Source organism: Pseudomonas sp. PS01303, assembly GCF_029959385.1.
GTDB classification, from domain to species: Bacteria; Pseudomonadota; Gammaproteobacteria; order Pseudomonadales; family Pseudomonadaceae; genus Aquipseudomonas; species Aquipseudomonas rustica.
In genome coordinates, this window is the sequence record NZ_JASCPK010000057.1 from 22,655 (window position 1) to 33,937 (window position 11,283).

The following is an 11,283-nucleotide window of genomic DNA, read 5'->3' on the forward strand; positions in this document are numbered from 1 at the left end:
CATACCTTGCAATACTTTCGAAGATGGCACTTTGAAATGAACTGGCAAGGGTGATCTATACCCACAAAAGCGACCACAACAACACCGGGCTTCGGCCACGGAGGGCATCATGAGCTTCATCAAAAAACTACAAGAACGCATCCGCCAAAAAGGCCTGGGCCGCACCTTCGGCACGTTGTGGAAACGTTACCTGTTTTTCCATTGGGAACTGTTGTGGATGGAGCGTGACCTGGTCACCCCGGTGCCGCCGCACAAGCTGCGTCCATACGAGGGCCTGAGCAAAGTCGACATCACCCCGGAGAACGCGATCGCGTTCAGCAAACATTTCGGTGACCGCGTGGAGACCATGGCGGAGCTCGCCGCCGAGGGTCACACCGGGCATATGTACCTCGATGCGGAGGGGCATGCGGTCGGGTTTATCTGGGGCAGCATTCGTGACTATCACGACCGTCATTATTACGGCTGCACCTTCCCGGTGAAGCAGGGTGAGTTTTTTGAGTTTGGCGGTGAGATGATCCGCGCGTATTTCGGCAGCAGCCTCTCGGTGGACGTGCAAGTGGCGCTGTGGGAAGCGATGGCGGCGCAGGGTTGCAACAAAGTGGTGGACGTCTGTGAGACGCACAATATTCCGGCGCTGAAGCTGCACATTCGCATGGGCTATCACGAACAGGGGCGCGTGATGCACGTGTATTGCCTGTTCGGACGCTGGAAGTTTTTCCGTGAGACGCGGTATGAGGGCTCGCGGCTGGAACCGTTGCGTAAGCCGGGGCGGCCGGTGGTGAGTGCGGCGGCGCAGGCTTGATTCAGTTCCGGAATTTGTATCGGCACTGATGTCGTCATCGCGAGCAGGCTCACTCCTACATTTGAAATGCATTCCCCTGTAGGAGTGAGCCTGCTCGCGATGAGGCCGGTAGCCGCGCAGATTATTATCAGGCCTTGATGGCGACCAGGGTAAAGCACATCGGCATCTGCGCCTCTCGATTCATATACTGGTCATACACCTCTTCCCGATTCGAATGCGGGTATTCCCTGAAGTGCGCAATGTTCAGCCCTGCCCCGATGGCGCCGCTGAAAATCGCCCCCAGCGTATGCACAAACCAATACGACTTCGCTGCCTGCTGCTCGACCTTGCCGACGTAAACAATCGGCTCCTCCTGCACAAACGGCTCGGTGCGGAAGTAAGAGTTGGCCAGCCGATATGGATCCTCGCCGTCCGGGTCGACCATTTCCAGAAACGGATGGGTTTCATAGATCACCAGTTTCCCACCCGGTTTCAGCGTCGAGACGACATGGCGGAAAAACTCGCCAATGTCCGGCATCCAGCCGAACACGCCAATGGTGATCAGCGCCACGTCAAAACGGTTGTGCAAGGACGCCGGCAAATGATGGATATCGGTCTCGATGAATTCAGCGTTGTGCGGTGAACGGCGGTTCAGCTCACGCGCCTGATCAAGAAACGCCGCCGACTGATCGACCCCGACCACACTCCGCGCACCGTGGGCAAACAGCGACAGACTCTCGCGGCCATTGTTGCAGCACAGCTGAATCACATCCTTACCGTCGACCTCGAGCAACCCGCTCAACGTCTCATCAAGGCAAGAGAAATCCGCCTGCGCAACTTCGCCGAGCAAGGCCTGCCAATCAGGCGAATCCTCATGATGGCGAGCGGAATCGTTCCACGCCTGTCGATTGCTTTCGATGGCGGTTTTGTTATTAGGCACTTCCATGGCGCACTCCGGACGATGCTCGTGATTGAGCGAAACCGAGTCTAGATCACCCCGCCAATCGCGATTGTTGCAAACTTGTAAGCCACACCGTGTAGGAGCTGCCGCAGGCTCGGGCCGCGTTCGGACGATCTTTTGATCCTGCTTTTAAAGATCAAAAGATCGCAGCCTTCGGCAGCTCCTACAGGGATCCGATGTGGATCGGGCGTTAGTGGCGTGGGCAGCTATAGTTAATAGCCTTGGGGAATACCGCACTCGCAGGTGCCGCCATGCTGATGCTCAAACGGCTGTTGTTGATGGGTTGTCTGCTTGCTGCCACTCAGGCGCAGGCGCTGGACAGCAATTTTGTGTACTACGGGCCTAACCAGCCCTTTGCCCACCCTGCCCCGTATTCACTGAATGCGACGCCGCCGCGATCGTATGAAGAGGCGGCGCCGCAGGATTTTGTGGTGATCCCGGGTGACCATGAGTTCTACGATTCGCAACTGCCGACGGTGGCGGATGCGACGGTGCGGGTGTTTATTCGCACGTACGATGCCGAGCGCGGGATTTATGTGAATGATGAAGTGCTGGATCCCGGTTGTTTGCTGGAGTGTTTGAGCCGGCAGCAGCATTGATTCGGGTTGGCCAAAACTTCGGCTGGAACACCCAACCGTTGTAGGAGCAAGGCTTGCCCGCGAAAGCGCCATGTCAGTCAGCACATTTGGCGGCTGACAGGATGCCTTCGCGGGCAAGCCTTGCTCCTACAATTGATCGGTGCAGGGATTACCACTGCCGTTTATCCGGGCGGGCCAGGCCGAGTTTTTCGATGCGGTAACGCAGCATGTCGCGGCTCAGGCCGAGCAGGCGCGCGGATTTGGTGACGTTCCAGTCGGTCTTGTCGAGCATCTTGCGCACCATATCGCGCTCCACCTCCGGCAGGTTCATAGATTCGGTATTGCTCGCCGGCCGTGGTTCGTAGTGCACCGGCGCTTCATGAATATGCAGCGGCGGCTCGTCGACCAGGCTCATGCACACATTAAGTTGATGCGCGGCAATCGTATCGCTCGGCGCCAGCAGCACAGTTTGCTCAAGCATGTTGCGCAACTCGCGCACGTTGCCCGGCCAGGTGTAACTGAGCAGCAACTCCTCGGCCTGCTGGCTGAAATGCAGATTCGGTTTGCCGTAACGCTTGCCATGGCTGGCGAGAAAATGCCGCGCCAACAGCAAAATATCCTCACCGCGCGCATACAAACGCGGCACTTTGATCGAAATAATCCGCAGACGGAAAAACAGATCACGCCTGAATTTGCCCTGCTGCACCATTTGCTCAAGGTTGCAGTTGGTCGCGCTGATCACCCGCAGATTGACCTTGCGCTCCTTCACCGAACCCACCCGGCGAATCGTCCGATCCTCCAGCAATTTCAAGATCTTCGCCTGCAACAGCAGATCCATCTCGCCAATCTCATCGAGAAACAGCGTGCCGCCATCCGCCGCTTCCACCAGCCCGACCCGGCGATCCTTGGCGTCGGTGAATGCGCCCTTCTCATGCCCGAACAGTTCCGACTCCACCAGATTCGACGGAATCGACGCGCAGTTGAACTCAATGAACGGGCCTTTGCTACGCGGGCCGTCGAAGTGCAGCGCACGGGCCACCAGTTCCTTGCCGGTGCCGGTCTCGCCTTCGACCAACACCGGTGGCAGATCGGTGTTGGCCATGCGCCGTTCGGCGTCGAGCAACTGGCCGATGGTGTTTTTCAGATACTGCATCGGCGCCGAGTCGCCGATCAGCGCCTGTATCCCGGATTTCTGCGCCTCGCGCTCCTGATAGAACGACAGCGTGCGCTCCATCCGTTCAGTGGCCAGGGCCTTGTCGAGCAGCAGTTTGAGTTCCGCCAACGCAACCGGTTTGGTCACGTAATGAAAGGCGCCCTCCTTCATCGCCACCACCGCGTCTTCGACGTTGCCGTAACCGGTCATCATGATCACTTTGAGATCCGGCGCGCTGATGCGCAGCTTCTTGATCAGGTCGTGACCACTCATGCCCGGCAGCGAGTTATCCGTCAGGACGATGTCGGGCATAAAGCTTTCCAGTCGCTCCAGCGCGTCTTCGGCCGAATGGCAGACTGTCACCTCGAAGTCTTTGCGCTCCAGGTAGGTCTGAATATTCTCGGCCAACAGTTCGTCATCCTCGACCAGCAGAATGCTGTGTTCCATATTCCCCTCCCGATGCCACTTTGAAGTTGAGACTGACGCGGGTTCCTTCCTGCTCGCGGCTGGTCAGGACGACCGAACCTTGAAAGCGCTCCATGATTCTTTTGACCAACGCCAGGCCAACCCCGAGGCCGCCCTGTTTGGTGGTGAAAAACGGTTTGAACACCAGCTGTTGCTGCGACGCGCTCATGCCCTTGCCGGTGTCGCTCAGGGTCATGCGCACGCTATGTGGCTGCGGCGATTCGAATTCGATGCTGAGCACACCGCCCTTGGGCATGGCTTCCAGAGCATTGGCAAACAGGCTATTGAGTATCTGCGTGAGCAGCACCTTCTGACTGACCACCGGCAAGCAATTTTGTGGACTGAATCGCACTTCGACGCCGTTACGCCTGATCAACGCGTCGAAGGCACCCAACGTGTCCTCCACCGCCAGCACCAGATCTACCGCTTCGCCGTCGTCATTCATCGGCCGTAACGACACCAGCAGTTCGCGCACCCAGCGCGACATGCGGTCGACCTGACTGATGATGTCGCCGATATTGCGTTGCGCACCGGGGCTGGCGACTTCCTGAGCCAGTTCGGCGCTGGAGCGAATCGTCGCCAGCGGATTACGCAAACTGTGCGCCACCGCCGAAGACATTTCGCCGAGGGCAACAAAGGTTTCGTTGCTGATCAATTGCTGTTGTTGGCTTTGCAGCAATTTCGCCGCGCGCCGGACGATCCAGAACAACGCCAGAAAAATCGCCGCTCCTCCAAAACAGGTCGCCGCCCAGATCGAGGCGAAACCGCGATCTATACGGTCGACCAGATCCGACGGTTCCTTGTAGATCTCGACCATGGCGATGACTTTGCTTTTGTCGGCGTTGAACATCGGGATGTAGTTCTCGATGAACAGGTATTTCGGCTCGCGCAGCAGACGCTGTTCGGGACGTTCGTCGTCAATCTTGTGGTAGCTGGAGGAGACCGGCACTCTCATCTCGAACGACTCGTCGAGTTCGTCGTCATCGTCGATATGAACGCCGATCAGCTCGGCGTTGGTCGACCAGATCACCGTGCGATCCAGCGCATAAACGGTCGCCAGTAAAATGTCCGGCAAGTGTTCGACGTGATCGAGAAACTCGGTGCGCGCCGACGCCTGTAACGCCGGATCAACATCGGGATAGTGGTTATCCTGGCGCGGGTCGAGCATCTCGCCCATCGTCCGGTTCGGATTGATTTTGGCGTGGCGCATTTCCGCCTCGCCGATGGCCTGAACAAATTGCGCGGTCAGCAGCGCGTCACGCTCGACGCTTTCGGTAACCACGAAGCGCGTGGAGATGTAACCGAGCCCCAGCGCCACGGCCGCAATGATGAAAAAACTGGCAAGCGTGAACCAGCGCAGCAGATCGAACTGCTCACGCCAGCCCTTGCCTGCGACCGATGCGTTCGGTGCAGAGGTTTTTTGTGCTTCCAGTCGCTGCATGGGAGTGCCCTGGAGTGTTTGTATTGAAGCGGTTACAGCCCTTAGTGTAGGTGGCTATGACCGCGACACACGGTTCAATGATGCTATTTTGCCGCTAGCGCATTTGACTCACCGTCGCGGCGCTATCGCCCGGTTTTACTGGCGTCAAGCCGCCGTCGGCCAAGCCTTTGGCGGACGTTTGCTGACGTTCGGTTTCGTCACTGAGGAAGTCGATGATCGACTGAGCCGACGCTTCGTCGAGGCGCAGGTTGGGCATCGGAATTCGCTCGAATTGTTCATACAGTTGCAGCGCGATCGGATCTTTTTCCGCAAGCAGGCGATCCGGTTCACGAATCCAGCGATTCAGCCATTTGGGGTCGCGGTTGCGGGTCACGCCAACCAGGTCGGGGCCGATGTTGCGCATGCCGATGCCTTGGCCGTCCTGCGGGCCGAGGCTGTGGCACGAGGCGCAACGGGTGCGAAACAGTTCTTCACCGTTGCTCGGCGGGCGAATATCCGGGGCGTTGGCGTAGCTTTCTTCGATGCTCGGCTGCTTCCAGTTCTGCAAGGTGTTGGCCAGTTGATCGGCAAGAATCCACGGATTTTCGAATGGCGAAGCTTTCATCCAGCGCCCGGTGGTCTGATTGCCGACGATCAGGCTGAGGTTGTGATCCTTGCTGCGGCCGTTGTCGACACCTTCGATGAACAGCCCGAGTTTCTTGCGCAGGTCGGTGACGTCTTCGAATTCGCCGGTGAGAAACTTCCAGCCCGGCCCGACCTTGAAGCGTTGCGAATAGGCCTTGAGCACCTCGGGCGTATCGCTCAGCGGATCGATGCTGATCGAGTAGAAGAAAATGTCCTGCCCGACCCGATCGCCGAGCAGTTTCTGCACCTGGCGCAGGCGCGCGGTTTCCAGTGGGCAGGAGTCGCTGCACGAGGTGAAGATGAAGTTGATCACCACCACTTTGTCTTTGATCAGGTCATCGAAAAAATGCACCTGCTGACCGTCCTGATCGGTCAGCAGGGTATTGGGGAAATAGTCGCCACCCCACGGGGTGGCGGATTCGCTGGCCGCGGGCGGTTGGCCGACGCTGGCCTGATGTGCCAGCAGCACGCGGCTGCCGAGCACACAGACCACCAGCATCAGCACCAGGTGCATGCCCAGCGCGCGGGAACGCGGAGTTTGTGTTGGCATGACGGTGCGCTCGCAGTTCATTTTTTCACGGTCACTTGCGGGCCGAAGCCATCGCCATTGCGGAAGGTTGGCAGCGCGGCGGAGTTGACGTAGCGCACGCCGTCCCAACTTGGCAGAGGCGTCGGCATCAACTGCAGTTGCCCGGGCTTCTCAAGGTCCCAACGCAGCAGCATCGAGTTGTCCTCATGCTGAGTGTTGTGACAGTGCTCCATGTACGTCCCGGCAAACTCGCGGAAGTTGATCGCCATCTCGACGCTGTCCAGCCCATCGTTTTCCGAACCGATGCGATAGACGTCTTTGCGCGCCCATTTTTCCCATTCAGGCGGTGCCTTGCCGCCGCGACTGAGGATGATCCCCTCCTCGAAGTGCACGTGCACCGGATGGCTCCAGCCCTTGCCGCCGGCCTTGATGTTCCACACCTCCAGGGTGCCAAAACCGGTGATACCGGCGTCGGTCGGGCCGCTGGACAATTTGGTCGAGGCGTTGAGGCGCCTTGGATCCATGTGGAAGCCGAACCCGCCATCGGTCTTGACCGTCCACGGCGCTTCATCAGTGCCGTCGGAACGGCCGAAGGTGAAGGTGCGGTGACGGGCGTTGGCCAGCAGTGCTTTGTCGGCAGCGTTGTCGCGGTGAATCTTCAGCGGAATCATCACCAGCCCTTCAGCCTTGCCCGGTTTGGCCGGCTCGTAGGCTGCCGGATCCATCGCCAGATCCTGGCCGGTGTAGGCCTTGACGTTGAGCTGCAAGACTTTGCCCACCGCCGGATCGCCCTTGTCCCACTGCGGGCCTTTGCTGCTCTGCTTGATTACCGCGAGGTATTTCTCGGAGAGCACGTCGCCCAGCGAGATCACGTCTTTCGGCCCCTTGCCGTCGTCGTGGGCCTGCAAGTTGAGGAAGAACAGTTTGTCGCCGGGTTTGATGCCGTTTTTGGCGAAGTTGACGATGATATCGAAGCGCTCGGCAATACCCTGGGTCGGCAAGATCGCGTTGTGGTTCTGTTTGTCGCCGTCGGCATCGAGATCCATCGAGCCGTCGAATGGCACGCTGTGCTCCATGATGTTGCCATCGTTGGCGATCATGTGAAACGGCACACGGCTGTACGACACGCCAGAGTTTTTCGGCCCTTGAAACTCGCCGCTGCTGCCTTTGATCTCACGCACCAGCGCCAGTTTGAAGTAACGCGACACCGAGCCGTTGAGGATGCGGAAACGGTAGCTGCGCGCGCGCACGTCGAGGGTCGGTTTCCACTGCCAGTTGACCAGCATCTGATCGCCGAGAAAGCCATCGGTGTTGAACGGGTTGAACCACAACTGGCCTTCCTGATCCCACGCCTTGTCGGCGAACACCAGGTTGACGTCGTAGTCGCGGTTGCCCCACGGCAAGGCGCTGCCGCTGGGCAGGCGCAGGTTGACGCCGTCGTTGACCGATTCGTTGCCGCGATCCAGCGCGCTGTAGTAATTCATCATCGCCGCGTTGCCCTTGTAGACATTCTGCGCGGTGAAATCCAGCATGTGATCGTGGAACCAGTGGGTGCTCATGGTCTCGCGCCAGTCGCCGCGAATCTTGATGGTGCCGTGGTCGCAGGTCTTTTTCGCAGGGGCCAGGTCGTTGACCCACAGGGTTTCACCCGGTGCGCAGGGGAACGCTGCGCGCGGGTCTTCAGCCTTGGTGTTGATGCTGTCGTAACCGGCGAGCTGGATCGGCCAGCGATAGTCGTAGAACTGCCCCGGGAAGAAAAATGCGTTGGCATAACCGTCGCTTTCCGCCGGCGCGTGACCGTTGTGCTCGTGGGTACTGATGGTGTGCAAGCCGAACCCGCGGTTGGCCGCCGGATCAATCGGCAAGCCGTTGTAGTGACGCATCATCACCGGCTGGCCGTAGCGCACCATCAACAGTTTCGGCGGCAGCGTGCCGTCGAACGTCCACACCGCGTTGTGGTTCTGCACCGGCATGTTCGGGTGAAAGCGCGGGTCGACGCCTTTGGCCGTGCCGTCCGTCAGCGGTACACCGGCGACGTTGTGGTACAGGCCGCCGGGGCCGAATTCGCCCACGGCGTAATGGTGCATCTGCACGCTGTCACGCAGGCCGCCATTGATGCGCGCACCGGTTTGCGCGGTTTTGTAGGCAACTTGCGGGTAGAACTCGTTCCAGCGCTGATGCGCCCAGCCCTTTCCTGGCGGCCGCCCTTCTGCCGACGAACCGATATGGCGGTTGAGGAACACCTCGATCTGCGCCTGCCACGGGTTGCGGTCGACAATGTTGGAGAACTGGCTGGGGAATGGCGTCAGGCCCGGTTGACGCAGAAACGCATCGAGCGCAGTGCCGGGTGGCGCACTGCGGGCGACGTTGTTCGGATCCTGCGCGGGGGACGGGCCGATCGCGGCCGGTGGAAATGGCAGCGGCGCGGCGGGAGTGGTCGGGTCGAGTTTTTCCGGGCCGAACTCTTCGAACAACACCAATTGCTGGGTGAACGGCTGCGCGCCATAGAGCGGGCTCGGCTTGCCGTTGGTGGGGTAGTTGAAACTAGTCTGCACGGTCGGCGGCAAAACGTTTTCCGCACGCGGGGTGTCACGCGAGCCTTTGACGCCGTCGGGCAAATCGAAAGAATCTTCGTTGGCCTCGGGCATGGTCAGGATGGCGTTGAGCGCCGTCGCCTCATCCGCTGGCTCGTCGTAGTAGGCCGACGGATCGGATGCTTCGGGCTCGCGCTCGTCATCGATCGGGCTCGCTCGAACGCCGGCCATGGTGCCGAGGGTCAACAGCAGGAAGACGCTCAGCGGCGTCAGCAGGAAGGTGTTGCTTGGGTTACGCGTTGTTCTGTCCATCACCAGCCGCCTCATCAAGGAAGGGGTGATGGTGTTTTGCAACTAGTGCGCCAAGAATTTATTTCCAGTTGTTACAGGGGCTTGCGGGGGCTGCGGGTGTCCCCACTCCCCGGTGACCGGGTCTTGACACCCAGTGATGGGGGAAGTTCATAAAAATTTTGGGGCATACATAATCCCTGTAGGAGCTGCCGAAGGCTGCGATCTTTTGATCTTGTTTTTTAAGATCAAGATCAAAAGATCGCAGCCTTCGGCAGCTCCTACAGGGGTTAGCGAATTACTCGACGAGTTGGAAGGCCAGGCGCACAGTGGTGCCCTCGCCTTCGCGGCTGTGCAGGGTTACGCCGCCGCCGAAGCGTTCCATGATGCGTTTGACCAGCACCAGACCGACGCCGAGGCCGCCGGCCTTGGTGGTGAAAAACGGCCGGAAGGCCATGGTGCGCTGTTCTTCGTTCATGCCTTTGCCGGTGTCGCTGAGCACCACGCAAACGCCACGATCGTCGCTTGGTTCGAGGTTGATGGTCAGCGTGCCGCCCTTGTCCATCGCCTCCAGCGCGTTGGCCAGCAGGCTGTTGAGGATCTGCGTCAGTTGCACCGGCTGGCTCAGCACCATTGGCGTGTGCTGCGGCTGAAACACTACTTTTACGCCTGCCCTGGCGATCTGCTGTTCGAAGGCGACGAGGCTCTCGTGCAGCGCCGCCACGAGGTTCACCGGTTCCGGGTCATCGTTGAGCGGACGCAACGACTGCAGCAACTCGCGCACCCATTTCGACATGCGATCGACCTGGCCGATGATGTCTTTGATGTTCTTCTCGGCCGGGCCGGCGTCGAACTCCAACGCGAGCTCGGCGCTGGAACGGATGGTCGCCAGCGGATTGCGCAAACTGTGCGCCACGGCGGACGACATCTCGCCCAACGCAACATACGTTTCATTGGCGATCAGTTGTTTTTGCTGCACGGCGAGCAAAATCGCCGCGCGCCGCACGATCCAGTAAAGGCCCAGATAAATCAGCCCGCCGCCGAGCGCAGTGGCCAGCCAGATCAGGATCATTCCACGCTCCATGCGCGCGATCAGGTCTTTGGGTTCCTTATAAATCTCGACCATCGCCGTGACGGTCTTGCCGTCGGCGTCGAACAGCGGGATGTAGTTTTCGATAAAGATGTAGTCCGGCGGAATGACGAACTTCTGTTCTTCACGCGCCTTGTCGACGTCGTGATAGCTGGCCGACACCGGAATCTTTTCATTGAAGGCGCGATCAAGGTCTTCGTCGGCATGGATGCTGGTGCCGACGAGAACCGGGTTGGTCGACCAGATCACCTGGCGATCCGGCGCATAGATGTTGGCGAGGATCACGTCGGGCAAGTGTTCGATGTGATCGAGAAACTCCCCCCGCGCATCGGCCCGGGCTTGCGGATCGACATCGGGAAAATCCTTGTCCTGGCGCGGGTCGAGCAACTCGCCCATGGTGCGCACGTTGGGGATCGAGACGTGGCGCACTTCGGCTGAAGCGATGGCCTGAATGAATTGCGCGGTGAGCAGGGCATCACGCTGCACGCTTTCCTCGATCACGAACCGCGTCGACACCGCGCCGAGCGCCACCGCCACGGTGGCGATCACCGCCATGCTGATCAGCGAAAACCAGCGCAGCAGGTTGAACGGCTGCTTGCGCGAGCCCAACCGTAACGTGCCCTCCTCAACCGGAAGCGATTTCGACTGCATGTTCATGGCGGCGACTTCCCGATACGTCTCTTAGGGTTATAGCCCACCGTCGGGTGTTTGCCCGGTTACGGGGATATCGACCCGATGCACACCTGCCAAACCCACCGCAAATCCCTGTAGGAGCTGCCGAAGGCTGCGATCTTTTGATCTTGATTTAAAAACAGGATCAAAAGATCGCAGCCTTCGGC

General features: G+C 59.5%; 8 protein-coding genes. 2 read left to right on the forward strand and 6 right to left on the reverse strand.

The annotated features are described in order from the left end of the window. Positions 1–109: 109 nt before the first annotated feature. A complete protein-coding gene (locus QMX93_RS16640) occupies positions 110–802 on the forward strand; it encodes an N-acetyltransferase (protein WP_282357109.1) in 693 nt (230 codons plus the stop codon). A gap of 127 nt (positions 803–929) precedes the next feature. On the opposite strand, the gene QMX93_RS16645 is transcribed toward QMX93_RS16640, so the two are convergent. Beyond that, positions 930–1,727 (reverse strand): class I SAM-dependent methyltransferase, encoded by a 798-nt coding sequence (locus QMX93_RS16645; protein WP_282357110.1) that lies wholly within the window; start codon positions 1,725–1,727, stop codon positions 930–932. A 266-nt stretch (positions 1,728–1,993) separates the two neighbouring features. Here QMX93_RS16645 and QMX93_RS16650 point away from each other — a divergent pair, with 266 nt between their 5' ends. Further along, positions 1,994–2,341, forward strand: a complete 348-nt coding sequence (locus tag QMX93_RS16650; protein ID WP_282357112.1) for a hypothetical protein — start codon at positions 1,994–1,996, stop codon at positions 2,339–2,341. A 148-nt stretch (positions 2,342–2,489) separates the two neighbouring features. Here QMX93_RS16650 and QMX93_RS16655 read toward each other — a convergent pair whose 3' ends face one another. The 5 genes from QMX93_RS16655 to QMX93_RS16675 form a co-directional block, all read right to left on the reverse strand. Then, a complete protein-coding gene (locus tag QMX93_RS16655) occupies positions 2,490–3,920 on the reverse strand; it encodes a sigma-54 dependent transcriptional regulator (protein WP_282357113.1) in 1,431 nt (476 codons plus the stop codon). Continuing rightward, entirely contained in the window at positions 3,889–5,379 is a 1,491-nt protein-coding gene (locus tag QMX93_RS16660) for an ATP-binding protein (protein ID WP_282357114.1), read from the reverse strand. The genes QMX93_RS16655 and QMX93_RS16660 overlap by 32 nt, the downstream gene beginning before the upstream one ends. Positions 5,380–5,473: 94 nt before the next feature. Then, positions 5,474–6,553: an SCO family protein gene (locus QMX93_RS16665; protein WP_282357115.1), complete on the reverse strand. Its 1,080-nt coding sequence runs from the start codon at positions 6,551–6,553 to the stop codon at positions 5,474–5,476. Between the two features lie 17 nt (positions 6,554–6,570). Next, positions 6,571–9,378, reverse strand: a complete 2,808-nt coding sequence (locus QMX93_RS16670; RefSeq protein ID WP_282357117.1) for a multicopper oxidase domain-containing protein — start codon at positions 9,376–9,378, stop codon at positions 6,571–6,573. A gap of 274 nt (positions 9,379–9,652) precedes the next feature. Further along, positions 9,653–11,101 carry an ATP-binding protein gene (locus tag QMX93_RS16675; RefSeq protein WP_282357118.1) on the reverse strand — a complete coding sequence of 483 codons (1,449 nt, stop codon included), beginning with the start codon at positions 11,099–11,101 and terminating at the stop codon, positions 9,653–9,655. Between the last annotated feature and the right edge of the window lie 182 nt (positions 11,102–11,283).

Excerpts from the sequence above, each read along its gene's own strand:
- QMX93_RS16640 (WP_282357109.1), top strand. The coding sequence starts at position 110 with ATGAGCTTCATCAAAAAACTACAAGAACGCATCCGCCAAAAAGGCCTG.
- QMX93_RS16645 (WP_282357110.1), bottom strand. The coding sequence starts at position 1,727 with ATGGAAGTGCCTAATAACAAAACCGCCATCGAAAGCAATCGACAGGCG.
- QMX93_RS16650 (WP_282357112.1), top strand. The coding sequence starts at position 1,994 with ATGCTGATGCTCAAACGGCTGTTGTTGATGGGTTGTCTGCTTGCTGCC.
- QMX93_RS16655 (WP_282357113.1), bottom strand. The coding sequence starts at position 3,920 with ATGGAACACAGCATTCTGCTGGTCGAGGATGACGAACTGTTGGCCGAG.
- QMX93_RS16660 (WP_282357114.1), bottom strand. The coding sequence starts at position 5,379 with ATGCAGCGACTGGAAGCACAAAAAACCTCTGCACCGAACGCATCGGTC.
- QMX93_RS16665 (WP_282357115.1), bottom strand. The coding sequence starts at position 6,553 with ATGCCAACACAAACTCCGCGTTCCCGCGCGCTGGGCATGCACCTGGTG.
- QMX93_RS16670 (WP_282357117.1), bottom strand. The coding sequence starts at position 9,378 with ATGGACAGAACAACGCGTAACCCAAGCAACACCTTCCTGCTGACGCCG.
- QMX93_RS16675 (WP_282357118.1), bottom strand. The coding sequence starts at position 11,101 with ATGAACATGCAGTCGAAATCGCTTCCGGTTGAGGAGGGCACGTTACGG.